22 protein-coding genes and 4 tRNA genes are annotated in these 24,149 nt (G+C 42.9%); 24 read left to right on the top strand and 2 right to left on the bottom strand.

Annotation, left to right across the window (positions count from 1 at the left end; all coding sequences use genetic code 11):
• Nucleotides 1–38: 38 nt before the first annotated feature.
• Nucleotides 39–719, bottom strand: coding sequence for an acireductone synthase (mtnC, locus tag ACMUMJ_RS04495; protein ID WP_414677594.1), 681 nt, complete (start codon nt 717–719; stop codon nt 39–41).
• A complete protein-coding gene (locus ACMUMJ_RS04490) occupies nt 716–1,381 on the bottom strand; it encodes a methylthioribulose 1-phosphate dehydratase (RefSeq protein WP_414677593.1) in 666 nt (221 codons plus the stop codon). Before ACMUMJ_RS04490 ends, mtnC begins: the two co-directional genes overlap by 4 nt.
• A 106-nt stretch (nt 1,382–1,487) precedes the next feature.
• On the opposite strand from ACMUMJ_RS04490, the gene ACMUMJ_RS04485 reads away from it, so the two are divergent.
• The 24 genes from ACMUMJ_RS04485 to rplW all read left to right on the top strand — a co-directional run bounded on the left by ACMUMJ_RS04485 (nt 1,488) and on the right by rplW (nt 24,144).
• Nucleotides 1,488–2,699: an alpha/beta hydrolase gene (locus ACMUMJ_RS04485; protein ID WP_414677592.1), complete on the top strand. Its 1,212-nt coding sequence runs from the start codon at nt 1,488–1,490 to the stop codon at nt 2,697–2,699.
• Nucleotides 2,700–2,744: 45 nt separating this feature from the next.
• Nucleotides 2,745–3,704 (top strand): biotin--[acetyl-CoA-carboxylase] ligase, encoded by a 960-nt coding sequence (locus tag ACMUMJ_RS04480; RefSeq protein WP_414677591.1) that lies wholly within the window; start codon nt 2,745–2,747, stop codon nt 3,702–3,704.
• A complete protein-coding gene (locus tag ACMUMJ_RS04475; RefSeq protein WP_414677590.1) occupies nt 3,682–4,425 on the top strand; it encodes a type III pantothenate kinase in 744 nt (247 codons plus the stop codon). The genes ACMUMJ_RS04480 and ACMUMJ_RS04475 overlap by 23 nt, the downstream gene beginning before the upstream one ends.
• A complete protein-coding gene (locus tag ACMUMJ_RS04470; RefSeq protein WP_414677589.1) occupies nt 4,425–5,141 on the top strand; it encodes a hypothetical protein in 717 nt (238 codons plus the stop codon). Before ACMUMJ_RS04475 ends, ACMUMJ_RS04470 begins: the two co-directional genes overlap by 1 nt.
• A 71-nt stretch (nt 5,142–5,212) precedes the next feature.
• Nucleotides 5,213–5,296, top strand: a tRNA-Tyr gene (locus ACMUMJ_RS04465).
• A gap of 6 nt (nt 5,297–5,302) precedes the next feature.
• Nucleotides 5,303–5,377: transfer RNA gene (locus tag ACMUMJ_RS04460), tRNA-Gly, on the top strand.
• A 3-nt stretch (nt 5,378–5,380) separates the two neighbouring features.
• A tRNA-Thr gene (locus ACMUMJ_RS04455) sits at nt 5,381–5,456 on the top strand.
• 103 nt (nt 5,457–5,559) lie between these two features.
• A tRNA-Trp gene (locus ACMUMJ_RS04450) sits at nt 5,560–5,635 on the top strand.
• A gap of 37 nt (nt 5,636–5,672) precedes the next feature.
• Nucleotides 5,673–6,041, top strand: coding sequence for a preprotein translocase subunit SecE (secE, locus tag ACMUMJ_RS04445; RefSeq protein ID WP_414677588.1), 369 nt, complete (start codon nt 5,673–5,675; stop codon nt 6,039–6,041).
• A 9-nt stretch (nt 6,042–6,050) separates the two neighbouring features.
• Nucleotides 6,051–6,584: a transcription termination/antitermination protein NusG gene (gene nusG / locus ACMUMJ_RS04440; protein ID WP_414677587.1), complete on the top strand. Its 534-nt coding sequence runs from the start codon at nt 6,051–6,053 to the stop codon at nt 6,582–6,584.
• A gap of 48 nt (nt 6,585–6,632) precedes the next feature.
• The gene (rplK, locus tag ACMUMJ_RS04435) at nt 6,633–7,067 is read left to right on the top strand and encodes a 50S ribosomal protein L11 (protein WP_414677586.1); all 435 of its coding nucleotides are present in this window, start codon (nt 6,633–6,635) and stop codon (nt 7,065–7,067) included.
• Nucleotides 7,067–7,762 carry a 50S ribosomal protein L1 gene (gene rplA, locus ACMUMJ_RS04430; RefSeq protein ID WP_414677585.1) on the top strand — a complete coding sequence of 232 codons (696 nt, stop codon included), beginning with the start codon at nt 7,067–7,069 and terminating at the stop codon, nt 7,760–7,762. The genes rplK and rplA overlap by 1 nt, the downstream gene beginning before the upstream one ends.
• 222 nt (nt 7,763–7,984) lie before the next feature.
• Nucleotides 7,985–8,485 (top strand): 50S ribosomal protein L10, encoded by a 501-nt coding sequence (rplJ, locus tag ACMUMJ_RS04425; RefSeq protein WP_414677584.1) that lies wholly within the window; start codon nt 7,985–7,987, stop codon nt 8,483–8,485.
• Nucleotides 8,486–8,563: 78 nt separating this feature from the next.
• Entirely contained in the window at nt 8,564–8,932 is a 369-nt protein-coding gene (gene rplL / locus ACMUMJ_RS04420) for a 50S ribosomal protein L7/L12 (protein ID WP_414677583.1), read from the top strand.
• A 189-nt stretch (nt 8,933–9,121) separates the two neighbouring features.
• Complete coding sequence (gene rpoB / locus ACMUMJ_RS04415; RefSeq protein ID WP_414677582.1) at nt 9,122–13,225, top strand: DNA-directed RNA polymerase subunit beta; 4,104 nt, start codon at nt 9,122–9,124, stop codon at nt 13,223–13,225.
• A 65-nt stretch (nt 13,226–13,290) separates the two neighbouring features.
• On the top strand, nt 13,291–17,493 hold the full coding sequence (gene rpoC, locus ACMUMJ_RS04410) for a DNA-directed RNA polymerase subunit beta' (RefSeq protein WP_414677581.1): 4,203 nt from the start codon (nt 13,291–13,293) through the stop codon (nt 17,491–17,493).
• A 137-nt stretch (nt 17,494–17,630) separates the two neighbouring features.
• A complete protein-coding gene (gene rpsL, locus ACMUMJ_RS04405) occupies nt 17,631–18,005 on the top strand; it encodes a 30S ribosomal protein S12 (protein ID WP_191601887.1) in 375 nt (124 codons plus the stop codon).
• Nucleotides 18,006–18,104: 99 nt separating this feature from the next.
• Entirely contained in the window at nt 18,105–18,578 is a 474-nt protein-coding gene (gene rpsG / locus ACMUMJ_RS04400) for a 30S ribosomal protein S7 (RefSeq protein ID WP_414677580.1), read from the top strand.
• Nucleotides 18,579–18,596: 18 nt separating this feature from the next.
• Nucleotides 18,597–20,690, top strand: a complete 2,094-nt coding sequence (gene fusA, locus ACMUMJ_RS04395; RefSeq protein ID WP_414677579.1) for an elongation factor G — start codon at nt 18,597–18,599, stop codon at nt 20,688–20,690.
• Between the two features lie 36 nt (nt 20,691–20,726).
• Nucleotides 20,727–21,950, top strand: a complete 1,224-nt coding sequence (gene tuf, locus ACMUMJ_RS04390) for an elongation factor Tu (RefSeq protein ID WP_414677578.1) — start codon at nt 20,727–20,729, stop codon at nt 21,948–21,950.
• 204 nt (nt 21,951–22,154) lie between these two features.
• A complete protein-coding gene (gene rpsJ / locus ACMUMJ_RS04385) occupies nt 22,155–22,466 on the top strand; it encodes a 30S ribosomal protein S10 (RefSeq protein WP_067207662.1) in 312 nt (103 codons plus the stop codon).
• A 126-nt stretch (nt 22,467–22,592) separates the two neighbouring features.
• Nucleotides 22,593–23,231: a 50S ribosomal protein L3 gene (gene rplC, locus ACMUMJ_RS04380; protein ID WP_414677577.1), complete on the top strand. Its 639-nt coding sequence runs from the start codon at nt 22,593–22,595 to the stop codon at nt 23,229–23,231.
• A gap of 14 nt (nt 23,232–23,245) precedes the next feature.
• A complete protein-coding gene (gene rplD, locus ACMUMJ_RS04375) occupies nt 23,246–23,851 on the top strand; it encodes a 50S ribosomal protein L4 (protein ID WP_414677576.1) in 606 nt (201 codons plus the stop codon).
• Entirely contained in the window at nt 23,848–24,144 is a 297-nt protein-coding gene (gene rplW, locus ACMUMJ_RS04370) for a 50S ribosomal protein L23 (RefSeq protein ID WP_414677575.1), read from the top strand. Before rplD ends, rplW begins: the two co-directional genes overlap by 4 nt.
• The last annotated feature ends 5 nt before the right edge of the window (nt 24,145–24,149 follow it).

Here is a 24,149-nt window from a genome sequence, read left to right as displayed (position 1 = left end):
TATAGTAGTGTTCATGAATTACTGACAAATCGAATATATTATGGCGAATTGAGGATGATGTTCTTAAATGAATCCGTGTGTGGATGTTGGCTTACATCTTGATTTTCTCTAATCAATTGGTAGGTTTGCATTCCCGCGTCTGAGGCGGCATCCAATTCAGCGACAACATCCGACAGAAAGAGAACTTCCGAAGGCGAATAAGGTAATTCTGTAATAATGGCTTGATAAGATTCACGGTTTTGCTTTAAGCCTACCTTAGTGTCGAAATAGCCAGTAAATAACGGTGTCATATCACCAAAATCAGAATAGCCAAAAATGAGCTTTTGCGCTGCAACAGAGCCAGAGCTATAAACGTAAAGTTCGAACTTTTCTTGATGCCATTGTGTCAGTTGCGCAAACGCATCTTGATAAACATGGCCAGTAAACGCATTCGTTTCATAACCGCGTTTCCATATCATTCCTTGTAGTGCTTTTAAGGAGGTGATCTTTTGATCTGTATCTATCCAATGTTCAAGTGTACGAATAACGGTTTCAAGTGTTGCATTACTTTGGCCTAGTAGATGTTTTATCGCAGTAATCTGTTCTGCAACGGGTTCGTCTTGGTGGTGCTCTTGAATAAAGCTCGCCATGTGTTTGCGTGCAAAGGGAAAAAGCACGTCGTGAACAAAGCTGATTTTGCTGGTGGTGCCTTCTATGTCGGTTAAAATGGCTTTGATCATGAGAGGTTTCCTTGTTTTAGAGTATCGCAGAGCAAAGGCAGCAGTTGAATGCGTTTTAGTTCGCATTCGATTAAAAACTCCCACCCTTCTAAGTGACGTTTTGCTTCTTCTATTGAATTGCCCCACGCATACATACCATGACCTCTGACTAAAAAGGCATAAGGTAGAGGGTTATCCGGCCAGAGAGTACGAACTTCTTCTGCTAAAAGATGCATATCTTGGCTGTTGTTTACGATCGGAAGTCGGACTGTCTCTTCGTGGGATAGATTACCAGAGATGGCTTTCTGCATTTCGTAACCTTGAAAGTAATAATAAGGGGCATCTATCAATCGGCTGAACACCGTTGTTTGTACTGAGTGAGTATGAAACACCGCTTGTGCTTTGTCATCAATATCGTAAATCTGAGTATGCAAGAGCGTCTCAGCGGAAGGTTTGCCTGTGCAGGCAAGATTACGACCATTCCATGAAATAGTTAGAAGATCTTCAGGTTGTAAGCTACCTTTGTGTTTTCCTGATGCTGTGACCAAGCAAGACTTTTTGCCAAGGCGTGCTGAAAAATTTCCACCTGTTGCTGGAACCCAGTGTCTTTCACTGATCCATTTTCCTGCGGCAATGATGTCTTGAGACAATTGAAATGTTGTTTTATTCGACTTTATGGTCATTAAGGATGTACCTAAAATAAATTTGTGAACATATTATCATTGGATGAAAATGCTCGCAGTGATAATTATTGAATAATATAAGCGAGGATAGAGGGGATTTGGTAGGATGGATTATTCATTTCCAATAGGTGAACGAAACGTCGTGTTTATATTCAAACATTCGATAAATGTATTTTGTGTTACATTGATGTGCCTATTGAGTGGGCTTTCTAGTGCGGATATTGGTGTAATTCCAAAAGAAAAGGAAACGTTTGATTCGTATATTTCACGCGTGCAGCTTTTTTTGGAAAGCAATAAACGAATTATCAATGGGGATAACAAGCAAGCAGAAATAGCGGCCGTTATGCCTTATGAATATCTTCCTTCAAACAACTGCAAAGGTCGCTCTGTTGGTTTGTTACTTTCTCATGGCTTATCTGACTCTCCTTATGGTCTGCGCGCATTGTCTCGAGAATTAAGTCAGGCGTGTGTGCATGTACGGGTTGTTTTATTACCCGGACATGGCAGCGCAGCAGAAGATTTGATTGAGGTCCGACGTCAAGACTGGCAACAAACTTTCAATAGAAGTGCCATGGCTCTTAAAAACGATGTTGAGTTTCTGTATGTAGGAGGTTTTTCAACGGGCGGTGCACTGGCATTGCAATTTACCCAAGAGCATTCGACTGTGGTTGAAGGTGTAGTGCTTTTTTCTCCGTTACTCAAAATCAATAGCTCTATTGATTGGCTCTCGCCTATTTTAGAGCCTGTCGTCACTTGGTTAGATCACGAAGAAAGCGACGACTATGCGAAGTATGGCTCTATTCCCGTGTCTGCCATAACTCAAGCCTATAAAACAGCCAAAGAAATACGCCGCAGCCTAGTCGAAAAGCCTCTTACCAATGTTCCCGTGTTTATTGCCTTAGCTGAAGAAGATGCAACTGTTGATAGTTCAGTAACACGGAATGTGTTTGACCAGTTCCTGACGCATCCGAGAGGACAAATGGTAATGTATTCCAGTCAGTCTGAAGATCGTTATGAGGGCCGCATGCGTGTAATAAATGCTTATTTACCAGAACAACGTATCACAGGGTTGTCGCATACTTCTATCCATGGTAGTCCAAACGATGCTCATTATGGTAAGAAAGGGGATTATCGCATTTGTGATTTTATTTCTGATGAGCACGATTTTACCCGTTGTAAGACAGAAAATTCTATTTGGTTTGGTGAAAAGGGAGAGCGCTTGAGTTCTAAAAGCTCCTACGGCGCTCGAATTACATGGAATCCGTATTTTGATGAATTGATAAAAGACGTTGTACAATTTATACAGCCTAATTCTTAATTGTTGTCTCTTTTACAGACAGCAAAGCATAGCAGGAGCGCAGTTATGCGAGATTTATTGTTATTACTGAGTGACAGTCAGTTTCATTCAGGTGAGGAGTTGGGGCAAAAGCTGGGAGTAACTCGAGCGGCCATTTGGAAGAAATTGAAAAAATTAGAAGCAATCGGCGTTGCTATTCATTCCGTGAAAGGTAAGGGGTATCGACTGCCGACAGAGCTAGAATTATTAAGTTCGGAAAAAATTGCTCGAAGCCTTGCAATTGAAACCGATCAAGTGAAGGTCTGTTTCGAGGTTGATTCAACTAATTCAGAGCTTAAAAGACGCATAGAGCAAGGTTGTACACTGCCATTGATTGTTACCGCTGAAAAGCAAACGGATGGCAAAGGTCGTAGAGGCCGTCAATGGGAAGGTGGTGTTGCGCAAAATATTATGTTGTCGTTTGGTTGGCGGTTTGAGTCAGGCACTGGTGCGATAGAAGGATTAAGTCTTGCAGTAGGTGTCGCTGTCATGCGGGTGTTAAAGCGATTAGGTGTGCAAGATATTGGATTAAAATGGCCAAATGATGTTCATATTAATGGTCAAAAAATTTGTGGTATTCTTTTAGAAATGATTGCAAGCAGTGATGTCTGTCAGGTGATTATCGGCATCGGTCTGAATATTAAGATGGTGCCTCAAGATATGAAAGAGGTTACCCAGCCATGGACAGATCTTCATGCCTTACTTGACGCAACACCCAGCAGGAATGAAGTAGTCACCTTATTAAGTCAAGAGCTGACTAAGGTTTGTCAGATGTTCGACCAAGGCTTAGGGATGGCAAGTTTGCTTGATGAATGGGTAAAATACGATATTTTAATCGGTTCTGAAGTCATGATTCAAACAGGAAATAGGCAAGAGTTCGGTATGGTTAAGGGAATAAGCGAAACGGGTGCACTGATTTTTGATGATGGAAAAACTACTCGTCACTTATATGGAGGTGAAGTGAGTGTCCGTAAGCAAGAGCACTAACAGCAAACCCTATATTCTTGTAGTAGATGCGGGTAACACTTCGATAAAATGGTCTGTGTTCTTAGGTGACGATATTGTTTGGCGTGGACGAGATAAAGATATTGATACTCAGTGTTTCGATATTAAGTCTGTATACTTTGCAAGTGTAAGAGGGCGTGAAGCGAACCAGATTTTACTAGACAGCATACAAGACCGTTATAAAAAGGCTGTCTGTACCCTATTAGATGTTAGGTCTCATGCCTGTAATGTTATAAATGCTTACGATGAACCTTATCGTTTAGGAATAGACAGGTGGTTGGGGGTTTTGTATGCGTATCATCGGTATCAATCCAATGTTGTTATCATTGATGCTGGAACAGCCGTTAAAATTGATGTGATAGATAAAAATGGCAAGCACTTGGGTGGCTACATAGCCCCTGGTGGCCGTCTGATGGAGCAGGCTTTAACCTCTAATACTGGAAGGATTAGGTTTTCAGAAGACGATATGGAAGATATTGATGGACTGCCCAAAAATACAGGGCAAGCAGTAAGGCTAGGGTGTCGAGAAATGATGTTTGGTTTTGTTGAGAGAGTTTTGCGTGATTACCCTAACTCGGTGTTCTTATTTACAGGGGGGGATGGTGAGTATTTGATGAAGCAATTAGATGTAGATGGTTTTTTTGACCCAGATATTGTGTTGAAAGGAGCGAAACTTCTTGGTGATGAACGAGTGATAATGTAATGAAGTGGATTTTTTTATTGTTTTTGTTGGGCAATGTTGGTTTTTTTGCCTGGCATGAATTAGAACGGGCTAATATAAAGGTGGTTGAGAAAAATGTGTATGCGCCCCCAGTAAGTCAAAAAATTCTCACATTAGAGGAAGCTCCAGAAGAAGGGGTTGTTGATGAGGCAGTGAAGCAAAATGTTCCAGTCAGAAATGACTTAGAGGCACAATTGAAAGCCATTATTGATAATGCAGCGGTGAATAATGAATCAACTACGTTATATTGCCCATTTGTTGAAACGGAAAAAACACAGGACAGGGCTCAGTTATTGCAAAAAATGCAGGAGTCTGGTTGGCGTTATCGTGAAGAAACATTTAAACGAGATACAATGAAATATTGGTTATATATTGCTGCTCCTGCTTCTCGTGCTCAAGCTGCAGCGATTATGAATGAGCTGAAGCAAAAAAATATCGACAGTTTTCGAATTACTCGAGGAGAAATGAAAAATCGAATTTCTTTAGGGCTTTATTCCATTCAAAAAACAGCTAAAGAAGAAGAGTTACGAATAGAATCTTTGGTGAATTACCCGGTAGATATCTTTGAGCACACGAGAGCGGTAACTATCTTCAAAATTCAATTTGTTGATAAAATAACCAATGTTCAGTTGGATGAACTGGTGAATTGGGCAAAAACCACCAAGATGATGATAAATGTAGAAAAAAAACTATGTTAGCTATTGCATTTGGATTCTCTATTCATATAATTGCTCACACCTTTTGGGGTGCTGCATTTTAGTGTAGTAGTGGAGGGGTTCCCGAGTGGCCAAAGGGAGCAGACTGTAAATCTGCCACGAAAGTTTCGGTGGTTCGAATCCACCTCCCTCCACCAATTAATGCGGGTATGGTATAGTGGCTATTACCTCAGCCTTCCAAGCTGAAGAGGCGGGTTCGATTCCCGCTACCCGCTCCAATTGCTCATGTAGCTCAGTTGGTAGAGCACACCCTTGGTAAGGGTGAGGTCGGCAGTTCAAGTCTGCTCATGAGCTCCATGCTCTTCTCCTCATAAGCGCATCAAGAAATGTTGTCTTTTCTGGGTGGTTAAGCTTGATTATTGAAAAGTAAGCGAGTATTATCCTTCGCCCATACGAATGTAGGCCAGTAGTTCAGCTGGTAGAGCGTCGGTCTCCAAAACCGAATGTCGGGGGTTCGAATCCCTCCTGGCCTGCCAGTTTCGTACCTATTTTATAGCTAGGAAAACCTTAAGTATGAGTTCAAATGCTGAAGCTCCAGAATCTCGTGGAGATGTATTTAAGTGGTCTTTAGTGCTGCTTTTAGTGATAGTGGGTGTTGTTGGTAATAACTACTTTTCTGCAGAATCCTTGCTTTATCGATTGATTGCTATATTGGCGTTAGCGGGTGTAGCTGGTTTTGTTGCGCTAAATACCGTTAAAGGGAAAACGTTTTCAGTTCTGGTTCGAGAAGCTAAAACTGAAATTAGACGTGTTGTTTGGCCGACGCGCCAAGAAACAATTCAAACTACTTTGATTGTTTTGGCGGTTGTTATTTTTATGTCTCTTGTATTGTGGGGTATCGATTCCTTTTTGGGGTGGGTTGTCTCTACAGTAATTGGTTAGGAGTTGCTCGTGGCAAAGCGTTGGTATGTTGTACATGCTTACTCAGGTTATGAAAAGCATGTGATGCGCTCTTTAACTGAGCGCATCGAAATCATGGGTATGCAAGAGTATTTTGGTGATATCTTAGTTCCAACCGAAGAAGTGGTTGAGATGCGAGATGGCAAAAAGCGCAAGAGTGAGCGTAAGTTCTATCCTGGTTATGTTTTAGTCCAAATGGATATGAATGATGATTCTTGGCATATGGTTAAAGGTACCGGTCGTGTTTTAGGTTTTATCGGCGGTACGGCAGATAGGCCTTCCCCAATTACAGAGAGAGAAGCTGACGCTATTCTGCAAAGAGTAAGTGATCGAGTAGATAATCCTCGTCCGAAGACGTTATTTGAAGTTGGAGAAGTTGTTCGTGTTAATGAAGGGCCTTTTGCAGACTTTAATGGTGTGGTTGAAGAGGTGGATTACGATAAAAGTCGAATCAAGGTTGCGGTGCTTATTTTTGGGCGCTCTACACCAGTTGATTTGGAATTTAGTCAGGTTGAGAAGGCCTGATTTTATTAACGGGTAGCCGTAAGGCGTAGACCCAATTGGAGTTAGAAAATGGCTAAGAAAGTCCAAGCTTATATTAAGCTACAGGTTAAAGCGGGTCAGGCGAATCCAAGTCCACCAGTTGGTCCAGCATTGGGGCAGCATGGTGTTAACATCATGGAGTTTTGTAAGGCGTTCAACGCAAAAACTCAAAATGTTGAAGCGGGTCTTCCTACACCTGTTATTATTACAGTTTATAGTGATCGTAGTTTTACGTTTGAAACTAAGTCTACTCCTGCCGCCGTGTTGCTTAAAAAGGCTGCCGGTTTGAAGAGTGGTTCTCCTCGTCCAAACACTCAAAAAGTTGGTACGGTTACTCGTGCTCAGCTTGAAGAAATCGCTACTGCCAAAGCCGCTGACTTAACGGCTGCTGATATGGATGCTGCTGTACGTACCATCGCTGGTAGCGCACGAGCAATGGGTCTTGATGTTGAGGGTGTGAACTAATGGCTAAGTTAACTAAACGTGCTCGTTTGATCGCTGAGAAAGTAGAGTCAACTAAACAGTATTCGATGGAAGAGGCGGTTGCTCTTTTATCTGAACTTTCTACTGTTAAGTTCAAAGAATCAATTGATGTATCAGTAAACTTGGGTGTTGATCCACGTAAATCTGATCAAGTTGTTCGTGGTTCTACGGTATTGCCACATGGTACTGGTAAAGATGTTCGTGTTGCTGTATTTGCGCAAGGTGCAAATGCTGAAGCGGCAACGGCCGCTGGTGCTGATGTTGTAGGTTTTGATGATTTGGCTGCTCAAGTTAAAGCCGGTAATCTGGATTTTGATGTGGTAATCGCATCTCCTGATGCTATGCGAATTGTTGGTCAGTTGGGTCAAATTTTAGGCCCTCGTGGTCTTATGCCTAACCCTAAAGTTGGTACTGTAACTCCTGATGTTGCTACAGCAGTTAAAAATGCTAAAGCAGGTCAGGCGCGCTACCGTACTGACAAAAATGGTATTATTCATGCTGGAGTTGGCTCTATCGATTTCGCTGCAGCTTCTGTTAAGGGTAATGTTGAAGCGTTGTTGGCTGACTTGCGTCGCGCTAAACCTGCTTCAGCGAAAGGCGTTTACATGAAAAAAGTAACCTTGTCTTCAACAATGGGGCCAGGTATACAAATTGATTTAGGTTCTTTGGAATTCTAAATCAAACTTTGGGGTCTGATTTGCGTTTGAAAAAATGCAATTCAGGTCGTCAAAGACCGTAGGAACCTTTGGGTTTAATAAAACATTTTTCAATGTTTATCCTGCGCAGATGGTGTGGCCCGATTCAGATTAACTGGATCCAACTCACCAGTGAGTTCTTCGAAATTTTTTCGGAGGGTTGGTAACTAGGGGAGCAATCCCTATTAATCCAGGAGAAAACCAGTGGCATTAGGTCTAGAAGACAAAAAAGCCATTGTCGCCGAAGTTAGCGAAGCTGCTAAAGTTGCGTTATCTGCTGTTGTTGCTGATTCTCGCGGTGTTACCGTGGGAAGCATGACGGCTCTACGTAAAGAAGCACGCGAAGCTGGTGTATATGTACGTGTAGTACGTAATACACTGGCTCGCCGCGCGGTTGACGGTACTGACTTCGAATGCTTAAAAGACAGCTTTGTTGGTCCTACTCTTATTGCTTTTTCAAATGAACACCCAGGTGCGGCTGCTCGTTTGTTAAAGAAGTTTGCCAAAGACAATGAGATGTTCGAAGTTAAAGCATTAGCCTTCAACGGTGAGTTGATGGCTGCTGGCGACATTGATCGTTTGGCTACTCTGCCTACGTACGACGAAGCTATTTCGCGCTTGATGAGTGTTATTCAAGGCGCAACTAGTAAGTTTGTTCGTACTCTTGCAGCAGTTCGCGATCTAAAAGAGCAAGAAGCAGCGTAATTATAAAACGTTTCTATCTTGAATTTATTTGTTACATTGCCTGAAGGCAATATTGTTAAAATGCTAGGAATCTGAGTCATGGCTCTAACTAAAGAAGATATCATCAATGCAGTAGCAGAAATGTCTGTGATGGATGTTGTTGAATTAATTTCAGCAATGGAAGAAAAATTTGGCGTATCTGCGGCTGCTGCTACAGTAGCTGGTCCTGCTGAAGCGGGCGCTGCTGTTGAGGAACAAACTGAATTTGACGTTGTTCTTACTGCTGCTGGTGACAAGAAAGTAAATGCAATTAAAGCTGTTCGTGCTGCTACAGGCCTAGGTCTGAAAGAAGCTAAAGGCTTGGTTGATGGCGCTCCAAGTGTTGTTAAAGAAGGCGTTTCTAAAGAAGATGCTGAAGCACTTAAAGCTGCTCTTGAAGAAGCTGGTGCATCTGTCGAAATCAAGTAATGATGCTTGTATTTCCAGATTTCGACCAATAGTCGAAATGGCTGGTGACATATTTGTCACCGGCCTTTTTGGGTTTCTACTGCTCAAATAAATTTACAGAAGAATTTTTAAGTGGGAGATTATGCTCCCATATTTGGTAAGGCCTGATTTGGGCCTTTTGCGTCAATGTGCACAAGCTGGGGAATGCTGATGGCTTACTCATATACTGAGAGAAAACGTATCCGTAAGGATTTCGGTAAACTGCCGCCCGTTTTGGATGTGCCATACTTGCTGGCAATTCAGCTTGAATCCTACCGTAATTTTCTGCAAGAAGGTAAAGATCTTGCGGAGCGAGAGGAATTAGGTCTGCATGGGGCCTTTAAATCTGTCTTCCCAATGGTTAGCTTTTCTGGCAATGCGGCTCTTGAATATGTCGATTATCGTTTAGGCAAACCAGTATTTGATGTTAAAGAGTGTCAGTTGCGTGGTGTAACCTACGCGGCACCTTTACGAGTCCGTGTTCGATTAATTATCTATGATAAAGAATCGTCCAATAAGGCAATCAAAGACATTCGCGAGCAAGAAGTCTATATGGGTGAAATACCACTCATGACAGAAAATGGTACCTTTGTAATTAATGGCACAGAGCGTGTAATTGTTTCTCAACTACATCGTTCGCCAGGCGTGTTCTTCGACCACGATCGTGGTAAGACACACTCATCTGGTAAATTGCTACATTCTGCTCGTGTTATTCCTTATCGTGGTTCTTGGTTGGATTTTGAGTTTGATCCAAAAGATTGTGTTTTTGTTCGTATTGACCGTCGTCGTAAGTTGCCTGTGACTATACTGCTGCGCGCTTTAGGGTTTAGTTCTGAACAAATTTTAGGGCACTTCTTTGAAACAACTTCTTTTTATATAAGTCGTGATGGCTTTGAAATGGAGTTGATTGCAAACCGCTTACGTGGTGAAACAGCTTTGTTTAACATTGCTGATGCGAACGGTGAATTAATTGTTGAAGAAGGTCGTCGTATTACAGCTAAGCATATCCGTTTAATGGAAAAAACGGGCTTAGAGCGTTTATCTGTACCTTTGGAATATATGCTTGGTAAAGTGTCTGCGAAGAATTTGGTTCACCCTTCTACAGGTGAATTGATTGCTGAAGCAAATACCGAGTTGTCGGTTGAGTTGTTGGAAGTTTTGGTCTCTGCTGGTATTACAGAAATTGAAACATTGTTCACAAATGATTTGGATAATGGTCCATTTATTTCTGATACATTGAGAATCGATCCAACAAATAACCAACTAGAGGCACTTGTTGAAATTTATCGCATGATGCGTCCTGGCGAACCACCAACTAAGGAATCTGCTGAAAGCTTGTTCCAAGGTTTGTTCTTTACTGAAGATCGTTATGATTTATCTGGCGTAGGCCGTATGAAGTTCAACCGCCGTTTGGGGCGTGATGAAGATGCGGGTCTAGGTATTCTAGATAATGATGATATCGTAGCTGTTCTTAAAACATTGCTTGATATTCGTAATGGTAATGGCATGGTCGATGATATCGATCACTTGGGTAACCGTCGCGTACGCTCTGTCGGCGAGATGGCGGAAAACCAATTCCGTGTTGGTTTGGTTCGTGTTGAAAGGGCTGTTAAAGAGCGCCTTTCAATGGCAGAAGCTGATGGTTTAATGCCTCAAGATCTGTTGAATGCGAAGCCTGTTGCTGCTGCAATTAAAGAATTTTTTGGTTCTAGCCAATTGTCTCAGTTTATGGATCAAAACAATCCGTTATCTGAAATCACTCATAAACGTCGTGTTTCTGCATTAGGACCTGGCGGTTTGACTCGTGAGCGAGCTGGCTTTGAGGTTCGAGATGTGCACGCAACGCATTATGGTCGTGTATGCCCAATTGAAACTCCTGAAGGACCAAACATCGGTTTGATTAACTCTTTGTCGACATATGCTCGTACAAACAGTTACGGTTTCTTAGAAACGCCTTACCGTAAAATCGTTGATGGCAAGATGACAGACGAAACTGTGTATGTCTCTGCTATTGATGAAGCTAAATATGTTATTGCCCAAGCGTCTGCATCGGTAGATGGTGAAGGGCGTTTGGTTGATGAATTGGTTCAGGTGCGTCACATGCACGAAACCACTTTGTTAGCGAAAGAGAAAGTAAATCTGATGGATGTATCTCCTCGTCAGGTTGTATCTGTAGCTGCTTCTTTAATCCCTTTCCTTGAGCATGATGATGCAAACAGGGCCTTAATGGGATCAAACATGCAACGTCAGGCCGTTCCAACGTTGAAGGCAGATAAGCCTGTAGTTGGTACTGGGATGGAAAGGAATGTAGCAAAAGATTCTGGTGTTTGTATTGTTGCCCGTCGTGGTGGTGTGATTGAGTCTGTTGATGCAAGCCGAATCGTTGTGCGTGTAAATGCGGAAGAAACAATCGCTGGTGAGGCGGGTGTGGATATCTACAACCTTACAAAATACGTCCGATCGAATCAAAATACTTGCATTAACCAACGTACGTTGGTTATGAAAGGTGAGTCTGTTGCTTCTGGCGACATCATGGCAGATGGTCCATCTGTAGATATGGGTGAATTGGCCTTAGGTCAAAACATGCGTATTGCTTTCATGCCTTGGAACGGATTTAACTTTGAAGACTCGATACTTGTTTCTGAGCGCGTAGTTGAAGAAGATCGTTTTACGTCTATTCATATTCAAGAGCTTACTTGTGTTGCTCGTGACACTAAGCTTGGGCCTGAAGAGATTACGGCTGATATTCCAAATGTGGGTGAAGGTGCGTTATCTAAACTTGATCAGTCAGGTATTGTTTATATTGGTGCCGAGGTTGAGCCGGGTGACATCTTAGTTGGTAAAGTAACACCTAAAGGTGAAACTCAGTTAACGCCAGAAGAGAAGCTTTTACGAGCTATCTTTGGCGAAAAAGCGTCTGACGTTAAAGATACTTCTCAGCGTGTTAAAACGGGTACTCGCGGCACAGTTATCGATGTGCAAGTGTTTACGCGTGATGGAATTGAAAAAGACGAGCGTGCAAAATCTATTGAAAAATCTCAATTGGATCAAGTGCGTAAAGATTTAAATGAAGAGTTCCGTATTGTTGAGCAAGCTACATTTGAACGTCTTGCGGAAGCGCTTGTTGGTCAGTTGGCTGACGGTGGTCCAGGATTGGCAAAAAATGCAATCATCGATCATGATTATTTAGATTCTTTGGATCATGCTGATTGGTTTAAGATTCGCGTAGAAAATGAAAGTGCAAGCGAGCAGTTAGAAAAGGCTCAAGCTGCATTGGTTGAGCGTCGTAAAGATCTGGATGCTAAATTTGAAGATAAGAAGCGCAAGCTTCAATCTGGAGACGACTTGGCTCCAGGTGTTCTGAAAATTGTTAAAGTATACGTTGCTATTAAACGTCGTATTCAGCCTGGTGATAAAATGGCTGGTCGTCATGGTAACAAGGGTGTTATTTCAAAAATCATGCCTGTTGAAGATATGCCATACGATGAAAACGGCGATCCAGTAGATATTGTGTTGAATCCATTAGGTGTGCCATCGCGAATGAACGTTGGTCAGGTATTGGAAACTCACTTAGGCGCTGCTTCTAAAGGGTTAGGTCGTAAGATTAATGAAATGCTTGCGGTAGAGCGCGAAAAAGCTGAGAAAATCGCTGAAATTCGTTCTTTCCTTGATGAAGTCTACAATGGGCATGAAGGAAGTGTACCACGTTGTGCTCGTTCCGAAGATTTAGATAGTTTCTCTGATGAAGAGATCTTGGATCTCGCAGCGAACTTGAAAGGCGGCGTTCCGATGGCTTCTGGTGCATTTGATGGTGCCAAAGAGATCGAAATAAAACGCATGCTGCGCTTAGCTGGGATCAATGAAAGTGGTCAGATTACATTGTTTAATGGTCGTACAGGTGAAGCCTTCCAGCGCCCTGTGACTGTTGGCTATATGTATATCTTGAAACTTAACCACTTGGTTGATGATAAAATGCACGCTCGTTCTACTGGTTCTTACAGTCTTGTTACGCAGCAGCCATTAGGCGGTAAAGCTCAATTTGGTGGTCAGCGTTTCGGAGAGATGGAGGTCTGGGCTTTAGAAGCTTATGGTGCTGCATATACTCTTCAAGAAATGCTAACAGTTAAGTCTGATGACGTTAATGGTCGTACGAAGATGTATAAAAACATCGTAGACGGTGATCATAGAATGGAGCCAGGCATGCCAGAATCCTTTAATGTATTAGTTAAGGAAATTCGTTCTTTGGGTATCGACATCGAACTCGAAAACGAATAAGAGCAATCACATTTGACCTGCTGGGGAAGTGATCCTTCTCCAGCATTACGACGGGGCGAATATCAATGAAAGACTTATTAGGTCTTCTAAAGTCACAGGGACACTCGGACGAGTTTGAAGCGATTCGTATCGGTTTGGCGTCTCCAGACATGATACGTTCATGGTCTTTTGGTGAAGTTAAAAAACCAGAAACCATTAACTATCGTACTTTCAAACCAGAGCGTGATGGTTTGTTCTGTGCAAAAATCTTTGGTCCTATTAAGGATTATGAGTGCTTGTGCGGTAAATATAAGCGCTTGAAACACCGTGGTGTGATTTGTGAAAAGTGTGGTGTAGAGGTAGCTCTGTCTAAAGTGCGTCGTGAGCGTATGGGGCATATCGAGCTTGCTTCACCAGTAGCTCACATTTGGTTTTTGAAATCGTTACCATCTCGTATAGGTCTTATCTTGGATATGACTTTACGTGATATTGAGCGTGTTTTGTATTTTGAATCTTTTATAGTCATTGATCCTGGTATGACAACGCTTGATAAAGGGCAGTTGTTAAATGATGAGCAGTATTTCGATGCGTTAGAAGAATTCGGAGATGAATTTGATGCTCGTATGGGTGCTGAAGCAATTCAGATGCTATTACGAGACCTTGATATGGGTGAAGAAATCACGCAAATGCGTGAAGAGCTGAGTGCAACGAACTCAGAAACCCGTATGAAGAAACTGTCTAAACGTCTTAAGCTAATTGAGGCGTTTAATGCTTCTGGAAACAATCCTGAGTGGATGGTTTTGGAAGTATTGCCAGTATTGCCGCCAGATCTTCGCCCATTGGTTCCTTTAGAGGGTGGTCGATTTGCAACATCTGATTTGAACGATCTTTATCGTCGAGTTATTAACCGTAATAACCGTTTGAAACGCTTGCTTGAGCTTTCTGCGCCAGACATTATCGTACGTAATGAAAAACGTATGTTGCAAGAGTCTGTTGATGCATTGCTTGATAATGGACGACGTGGTCGTGCGATTACGGGTTCTAATAAACGCCCTTTGAAATCTCTAGCAGATATGATCAAAGGTAAGCAGGGTCGTTTCCGTCAAAACTTGTTGGGTAAGCGTGTAGATTATTCTGGTCGTTCTGTAATTACAGTAGGCCCTTCTCTACGTTTGCATCAATGTGGTTTGCCGAAAAAAATGGCACTGGAATTATTTAAACCATTTATTTTCTCTAAATTAGAGCTTCGTGGAATGGCTACCACCATTAAAGCCGCGAAGAAAATGGTTGAGCGTGAAACCCCTGAAGTTTGGGATATCCTAGATGAAGTGATTCGTGAGCACCCGGTTATGTTAAACCGAGCGCCAACACTTCACCGTTTGGGTATTCAAGCATTTGAGCCAATGTTGATTGAAGGTAAAGCGATTCAATTACATCCGTTGGTTTGTGCTGCATACAATGCCGATTTCGATGGGGACCAAATGGCTGTCCACGTACCGCTAACAATTGAAGCTCAATTGGAAGCGCGTGCGTTAATGATGTCAACAAATAACATTCTTTCTCCAGCTAATGGTGAGCCAATTATCGTTCCTTCTCAGGATGTTGTATTGGGTCTTTACTATTTGACACGTGAGCGTATTAATGCGCGTGGTGAAGGTATGATGTTCTCTGATATTAAAGAGGTTCATCGTGCTTATGGTGCTGGGCAGGTTGAGTTGCATGCAACTTGTAAAGTGCGTATTAGTCAAGTTGATACAACATTAGAAGGCGAGAAAGTGCCTTCAACATTTGTGGTGGATACGACTGTTGGGCGTGCTTTGTTATTTGATATTGTTCCAGAGGGCCTCCCTTTCTCTGTTGTTAACCAGACAATGAAGAAAAAGGCAATTTCAAATTTAATTAACGAATGTTACCGAAAGGTAGGTTTGAAAGAGTCTTGTGTATTTGCTGACCAATTAATGTATACAGGTTTTCAGTATGCAACTGAATCGGGCTCATCTGTTGGTGTTGATGATTTCGTTATACCTCCAGAAAAAGCTGGCATCATCGATCAGGCTGAATCTGAAGTTAAAGAAATTGAGTACCAATATGCCGATGGTTTGGTAACTCAAGGTGAGAAATACAATAAAGTAATCGACTTATGGTCTCGTACCAATGAGAAAGTTACTGAAGCCATGATGAAAAACTTGGCAAAAGAGACTGTGGTTAATAAAGCGGGCGAAACGGTTGAGCAGCAATCATTTAACTCTGTTTATATGATGGCTGACTCGGGTGCTCGTGGTAGTGTTGCGCAGATGCGTCAATTAGGCGGTATGCGTGGTTTGATGGCGAAACCGGATGGTTCCATCATTGAAACGCCTATTACGGCCAATTTCCGTGAAGGTCTGTCTGTATTGCAGTACTTTACATCTACCCATGGTGCACGTAAAGGTTTGGCTGATACGGCATTGAAAACGGCTAACTCTGGTTACTTGACCCGCCGTTTGGTTGATGTTGCTCAGGATCTTGTTGTTACTCAAGTTGATTGTGGTTCTCAGAACGGTCTAACTGTAAGTGCAATGATTGAAGGTGGAGACGTTGTTGTTCCTCTGGGTCAACGTGTTCTAGGTCGTACTACCTCTTTAGATGTTCTTGATTCTAAAGGTAATCTTGTATTGCCAGCTGGTACCCTAATTGATGAGCATAATGTTCGTACAATTGAAGCGGCTGGTGTCGATGAGATGTTAGTTCGCTCCGTTATCACTTGTGATACTAAGCATGGTGTTTGTGCTAAGTGTTACGGTCGTGATTTGGCTCGTGGGCATTTGGTTAATATCGGTGAAGCAATTGGTGTTGTCGCTGCTCAGTCTATCGGTGAGCCAGGCACACAGTTGACAATGCGTACCTTCCACATTGGTGGTGCGGCGTCTCGAGCTTCTGCGGTTGATAGTGTTCAGGTTAAAAACGGCGGTACAGTACGTTTCCATAAGATGAAGATAATTCCTCGTGGAGAGGGCCATTTGGTTGTTGCTTCTCGTTCTTCTGAATTGGCTATCGCTGATGATGCTGGTCGTGAGAAAGAGCGCTACAAGTTGCCTTATGGTGCTGTATTGACGGTAAAAGAAGGTGAAGAGGTTGTTGCAGGGCAAGTGATTGCAAACTGGGACCCTCATACGCATCCTATTGTATCAGAAATGGAAGGTCGTCTAGAGTTTAGCGGAATGCAAGAGGGTGTAACAATCCGTCGTCAATCCGATGAGATGACAGGCTTAACAACAATAGAAGTATTGGAGTTGAGAGAGCGTCCGGCCGCAGGTAAAGATTTGCGTCCAATGATTGCTGTTGTTGATACCGAGGGGAATCCTGTTCTGATTCCTGGGACTGAGTCTCCGGTGCAATACATGCTTCCTGAAAAGGCGCTTTTAAGTCTTGATCATGGTGCAGCAATTAAGTCTGGTGAGGTACTTGCGCGTATCCCACAAGAGTCGATTGGTAACAAAGATATTACTGGTGGTTTACCGCGTGTAGCGGATTTGTTTGAAGCCCGACGCCCTAAAGATCCTGCTATCATGGCGGAAGCATCTGGTGTAGTTAGTTTTGGTAAAGAGACGAAAGGTAAGATTCGATTAATTATCATTCCTCAGGATGGTTCTGATCCAATCGAAACGTTGATTCCAAAATGGCGTCAAATTAATATATTTGATGGTGAGGAAGTTTCACGTGGTGAGATCATTGCTGATGGTCCTTTAAATCCGCACGATATTCTTCGCCTTCAAGGTGTTGAGGCGCTATCAGATTATATCGCTCTTGAAATTCAAGAAGTATATCGCTTGCAAGGTGTGGTAATTAACGATAAGCATATTGAAGTTATCGTTAACCAAATGCTGCGTAAAGTTGATATTGTTGAGTCAGGCGATACCGCTCTTATTCAGGGTGATCAAGTGGAATTAACTCATGTGCTTGATGCAAATGAGTTGGCTGAAACTGAGTCGAAATTCCCTGCAAAATACGAGCGTGTTTTACTTGGCATTACAAAAGCCTCTCTGGCAACTGAGTCATTTATCTCTGCCGCTTCTTTCCAAGAGACAACTCGAGTCTTAACAGAAGGTGCTGTAACTGGCAAGAAAGATTACTTAAGAGGCTTGAAAGAAAACGTTGTTGTAGGTCGACTTATTCCTGCTGGGACAGGTTTGGCGTACCATAGCGAACGCAAGCGTAAGAAAGAGCTTGCGGCTGCAGCGAAAGAAGGCAGTGCTTCAGTTAGTGCTTCAGATGTTGAAGAAGCGTTGAGTGCGGCATTAAAAGACTAGTTTTTCGCTGTTAATTGTCATAGGAGGTGATTTTTTGGTCTCCCCCTATTGACTGTTTTATAGGCGCAAATTAAACTTGCGCCTCCTTAATATTGGCGATTTCCGCCAAGTGTATTGGATTCAGTGGAGCTTGTTCAATGGCAACCATTAACCAGTTGGTTCGTAAGCCACGTAAACGTAAAGTGGCAAAGAGTGACGTACCGGCGTTGCAAGCTTGTCCGCAACGCCGCGGTGTCTGCACACGCGTATATACTACTACACCTAAAAAGCCTAACTCGGCTTTACGTAAAGTATGTCGTGTTCGTTTGACTAACGGCTTTGAAGTAACTTCATACATCGGTGGTGAAGGTCACAACCTACAGGAACACAGCGTAGTGCTGATTCGTGGCGGTCGTGTAAAAGATTTACCGGGTGTTCGTTATCACACAGTTCGTGGTAGCTTAGATACTTCAGGCGTACAAAATCGTAAGCAAGGTCGTTCTAAATACGGTACTAAACGTCCTAAGAAATAGGCATTTTTTGCTGACTTAGAAGATTGTTTAGACAAATTAATTTGAGTAAGGCCAAGCAAGATTGTCTTGTCTTGGGCTAACCTGAAGAAGGATATAGATATGCCAAGAAGACGCGTCGTCGCGAAGCGTGAAATACTTCCAGATCCTAAGCACGGAAGTCAAATTCTCGCTAAGTTCATTAACCATGTAATGGTTAGCGGCAAAAAATCAGTAGCTGAGACTATCGTTTATACTGCGTTAGAAAAAGTTTCTGAGCGTACTAAAACAGAAGAGCCTATGGCTATTTTTGAAAAAGCTTTAGAGGCCATTCAGCCGATGGTTGAGGTTAAATCTCGCCGTGTTGGTGGTGCGACGTACCAGGTTCCTGTTGAAGTGCGTCCAGCACGTCGTTCAGCCCTTGCTATGCGCTGGTTAGTTGATGCATCACGTAAACGTGGTGAAAAATCAATGGCTTTACGCTTGGCTGGCGAGATTGTAGATGCTGCTGAAAATAAAGGCTCTGCGGTTAAGAAGCGTGAAGACGTTCATCGCATGGCTGAAGCAAACAAAGCATTCTCACACTACCGTTTCTAAGAGATCGGAGAGTATATCGTGGCGCGTAAAACACCTATCAATCTATATCGTAATATTGGTATATGTGCGCACGTGGATGCTGGCAAGACGACTACTACTGAACGTGTTTTGTTTTATACAGGTCTATCTCATAAAATTGGTGAAGTGCACGATGGTGCTGCAACAATGGATTGGATGGAGCAAGAGCAAGAGCGCGGTATTACCATAACTTCGGCGGCAACAACATGCTTCTGGAGTGGTATGAGTAAGCAGTTTGAGCAACATCGTATTAATATTATTGATACTCCTGGGCATGTAGATTTCACCATTGAGGTTGAGCGCTCTTTGCGGGTGTTAGATGGTGCGGTTGTTGTTCTGTGCGGTTCTTCGGGGGTTCAGCCACAAACTGAAACTGTTTGGCGTCAAGCTAATAAGTATGAAGTTCCGCGCATGGTTTTTGTGAATAAAATGGATAGGGCTGGTGCTGATTTTTTTATGGTGGTTGATCAGCTAAAAAGTCGCTTGGGTGCTAATCCTGTTCCTATTCATGTCAATATCGGCTCTGAGGAAGGTTTTCAGGGTGTTGTTGATTTGGTTTTAATGAAAGCGGTTAGATGGAATGAAGAAGATCAAGGCATGACCTTTGTCTATGATGATATTCCAGAAGGCTTGCTTGATGATGCAAATGAATGGCGCGAAAAGATGGTCGAAGCAGCGGCTGAGGCCAACGATGAATTGATGGATAAGTATCTTGAAGAAGGTGAGTTATCTGTTGAGGATATCAAGGTAGGGCTTCGTGCCCGAACACTATCCAATGAAATTGTTTTGGTTTCTTGTGGTTCGGCCTTTAAGAATAAAGGTGTCCAAGCTGTCTTGGATGCGATTGTAGAATATATGCCATCACCATTGGAAGTGAAGGCTATCGATGGTTTGCTAGAGGATGGAGAGACGCCGGTTCACCGTGAAGCGGATGATGAGGCTCCTTTTTCTGCTTTGGCATTTAAGATTGCGACTGATCCATTTGTTGGAACCTTAACGTTTGTTCGTGTTTATTCAGGTGTGTTGTCATCTGGTGATGCTGTTTATAACTCTACTAAATCTAAGCGAGAGCGCATTGGCCGTATGGTTCAAATGCACGCGAATGATCGTGAAGAGATAAAAGAGCTGCGTGCAGGCGACATTGCTGCGGCAATAGGTATGAAAGATGTGACTACCGGAGATACTTTGTGTCATCCGGCGCATGTTGTGGTTTTGGAGCGTATGGAGTTTCCTGAGCCAGTCATCTCTGTTGCTGTTGAGCCGAGATCTCAGGCAGATCATGATAAGATGGCTGTTGCTCTAGGTAAGCTAGCGCAAGAGGATCCTTCTTTTCGTGTGGAAACGCATGTTGAAACAGGGCAAACCATTATATCTGGAATGGGTGAATTACACTTAGATATTCTTGTTGATCGAATGAAGCGTGAATTTAAAGTTGAGGCTAATGTTGGTAATCCTCAAGTGTCCTATCGCGAAAAAATTCGAAAAGAAGTTGAGATAAATCATAAGTTTGTTCGCCAGTCCGGTGGTAAAGGTCAATACGGTCACGTTATGATGAAACTGATTCCAACTGATGGTGAGGGATTGGAGTTCGTTAACGAGATTGTTGGAGGTGCTATTCCTAAGGAATACATCCCCGCAGTACAAAGAGGCATTGAAGAGCAAATGAAGAATGGTGTTATTGGAGGTTTTCCCTTGTTGGGGCTGAAGGTGGTGCTGTTTGATGGTTCATTCCATGATGTTGACTCTAATGAGATGGCCTTTAAAATTGCAGCCTCTCAAGGCTTGAAGAAAGGAGCGGTTGATGCCGATGCCTGTCTTTTAGAGCCAGTTATGAAAGTAGAGGTTGTTACTCCTGAGGAATACATGGGGGACGTGATGGGAGACTTGAATCGTCGTCGTGGTATTGTTCAGGGAATGGAAGATTCCCCATCAGGGAAAATAATCCGAGCTGAAGTGCCTCTAGGCGAAATGTTCGGCTATGCAACTGATGTGCGTAGCTTGTCGCAAGGGCGAGCGAGTTATGCAATGGAATTTGAAAAATACGCTGAAGCACCGGCTAGTGTGGCAGATGCGATTATCAAATATGAATATTAATCATCATACTTACTAATTCATTAAGGTGTATGTATCATGGCAAAGGCTAAATTCGAACGTAATAAACCACACGTAAACGTTGGTACTATCGGTCACGTTGACCACGGTAAAACTACTCTAACTGCTGCTCTTACTCGCGTATGTGCGGAAGTATTTGGTGGTGAAGCTGTAGCATTTGATGGTATCGATAACGCTCCAGAAGAGCGTGAGCGTGGTATCACTATCTCTACTTCCCACGTAGAGTATGATTCTACAGACCGTCACTATGCGCACGTAGATTGCCCAGGGCACGCTGATTATGTTAAAAACATGATTACTGGTGCTGCTCAAATGGACGGAGCTATTCTTGTATGTGGTGCGACTGATGGCCCTATGCCACAAACTCGTGAACACATCCTTCTTTCTCGTCAGGTTGGTGTTCCATATATCGTAGTTTTCTTGAATAAAGCTGATTTGTTGGCTGAAGACTGTGGTGGTGCGGATTCTGAAGAGTATGCAGAAATGATCGAGCTTGTTGAAATGGAGCTTCGTGATCTTCTTTCTGAGTATGACTTCCCAGGTGATGATACTCCAATCATTCCAGGTTCTGCTTTGATGGCGTTGAATGGTGAAGATGATAACGGTATGGGTACTACTGCTGTTAAGACTCTTGTTGAGACTTTGGATTCTTATATTCCTGAGCCTGAGCGTGCAATCGATGGTGCATTCATTATGCCTATCGAGGATGTATTCTCTATCCAGGGACGTGGTACGGTTGTAACTGGCCGTGTTGAGCGCGGTATTGTTAAGGTTGGTGAAGAGGTTGAAATTGTTGGTATCGTTGATACTATCAAAACAACGTGTACTGGTGTTGAGATGTTCCGTAAGCTTCTAGATGAAGGTCGTGCTGGCGAGAACTGTGGTGTGCTTTTGCGTGGTACTAAGCGTGATGACGTTCAGCGTGGTCAAGTATTGGCTAAGCCTGGTTCTATTACTCCGCACACTACGTTTGAAGCTGAAGTTTATGTATTGGGTAAAGATGAGGGTGGTCGTCATACGCCATTCTTTAAGGGCTACCGTCCACAGTTCTACTTCCGTACAACTGATGTAACTGGTGCTTGTTCATTGCCTGAAGGTGTAGAGATGGTTATGCCTGGTGATAATATTCAGATGACAGTTGAGCTTATTCACCCAATCGCTATGGATGATGGTCTTCGTTTTGCGATCCGTGAAGGTGGTCGTACTGTTGGTGCTGGTGTTGTAGCTAAAGTAATTAAATAATAAGTTCTATATTTATTGTTGAATTGCCTCAGAAAGGCCGCTTGAATACCAAGCGGCCTTTTTCGTTATTGTAAAATGTACTAGTTTCTAATTGGTCACTTGACAACCAGTTTGTGGCTAGCTATTATTCGCCGTCCTTAAAAAAGGACGGTGTCTTAGTTAAATCATGACTAAGTCATCAAAACATTGTATTTGGAGTTGGAAATGCAAAGCCAAAAAATTCGTATTCGTCTGAAAGCATTTGATCACCGTCTGATTGATGCTTCGACACAAGAAATTGTGGACACAGCGAAGCGTACTGGTGCGCAAGTACGTGGTCCTATTCCACTTCCTACTCGTAAAGAGCGTTATACAGTACTGGTTTCTCCGCACGTGAACAAAGATGCACGTGATCAATATGAAATCCGTACACATAAACGTGTTCTAGACATTGTTGAGCCCACTGAAAAAACAGTTGATGCTTTAATGAAGCTAGATCTTGCGGCAGGTGTGGAAGTTCAAATTTCTTTAGGTTAATTCCTAAAGTTTGGGGTGCGAGAACCGGCTGGGTATCAGTCGGCTTATGCACAATAGTGGAATGATCTGGAATGATCAGCCGTAGCGGGTGATAGCCCCTTACACAACTGGCAAATGAGGTAGAAAATGGCTATTCAATTAGTCGGACGTAAAGCCGGAATGACAAGAGTCTTCACAGAAGATGGTCAGTCCGTGCCAGTAACCGTCATCGAGGTAGAACCGAACCGTGTTACTCAAGTGAAAACTACGGAAGCGGATGGCTATCAAGCTGTTCAAGTGACTGTTGGTTCTCGCCGTGCGAGTCGCGTTAACAAAGCAGCAGCAGGTCATTTTGCTAAAGCGAATGTTGAAGCAGGACGTGGTTTGTGGGAGTTCCGCCTGGCAGGTGATGAAAAAGAAATTAGCGTTGGTGATGAGCTAACTGTAGCTGATTTCGAAGCTGTAGCCATGGTTGATGTAACTGGTCAATCTAAAGGTAAAGGCTTTCAAGGTGCCATTAAGCGTCATAACTTTTCAATGCAAGATGCGACGCATGGTAACTCATTGTCTCACCGTGCTCCTGGTTCTATTGGCCAATGTCAAACACCTGGTCGTGTTTGGAAAGGCAAAAAGATGGCGGGTCACATGGGCGCTGCACAAGTAACTACACAATCACTAGAAGTTGTACGTATCGATTCAGAGCGTAACATCATTTTAGTTAAAGGTGCAGTTCCTGGCGCTATTGATGGTGATGTCATTCTTCAAACAGCAGTTAAATCTCGCTAAGAGAGGGGTAGACAATGAACTTGAATCTTACTGGGTCTGAAGGAACTGTTGATGTTTCTGAAAGTACCTTTGCTCGTGAGTATAATGAAGCGTTAGTTCATCAGGTAGTTACATCTTATCTAGCTGGTGCGCGTCAAGGTACTCGTGCACAAAAAACTCGCTCTGAAGTGGCAGGTGGCGGACGCAAACCTTGGAAACAAAAAGGTTCTGGTCGTGCTCGTGCTGGTACTATTCGTAGTCCAATCTGGCGTTCAGGTGGCGTAACATTTGCCGCTAAACCGCAAGATCACTCACATAAAGTGAACAAGAAGATGTATCGTGCAGCAATGCGCACCATCTGGTCTGAACTTGTCCGTCAAGACCGTCTTGTTGTAGTAGAAGAGTTGTCTTTGGAAGCTCCAAAAACAAAACTGTTTAAAGCAAAAATGGCAGAATTGAATATTGAGAATGCATTAGTTATCACACAAGAATTTGTTGATAATGTTTTCTTAGCAGCTCGCAATATTCCTAACGTAGATGTACGCGATGCGGCGTCTATTGACCCTGTTAGTTTGATTGCTTACGACAAAGTGTTGGTGACAGTTGGTGCTCTTAAGCAAATTGAGGAGTCACTAGCATGATCGGCGAACGCATTTATAAAGTTTTGTTGGGTCCGCATATTTCTGAAAAAGCGACTATTGTTGCTGAAGGAAATGGTCAATACGTTTTTCGTGTTGTAGGTGATGCGACAAAACCTGAAATTAAACAGGCAATCGAAGCTCTATTTGAAGTTAAAGTTGAGAATGTACGTACCTTAAATCAAAAAGGTAAAACTAAGCGTACAGCTCGTGGCCTAGGTAAACGTAATGACGTGAAAAAAGCGTATGTTCGTTTGGCTGATGGTCAAGAAATTGATTTCTTAGGCGCTGAATAAGGGGA

Source organism: Marinomonas phycocola (assembly GCF_047525455.1).
Lineage (GTDB): Bacteria > Pseudomonadota > Gammaproteobacteria > Pseudomonadales > Marinomonadaceae > Marinomonas.
This window is presented reverse-complemented; position numbering and strand designations above follow the sequence as displayed.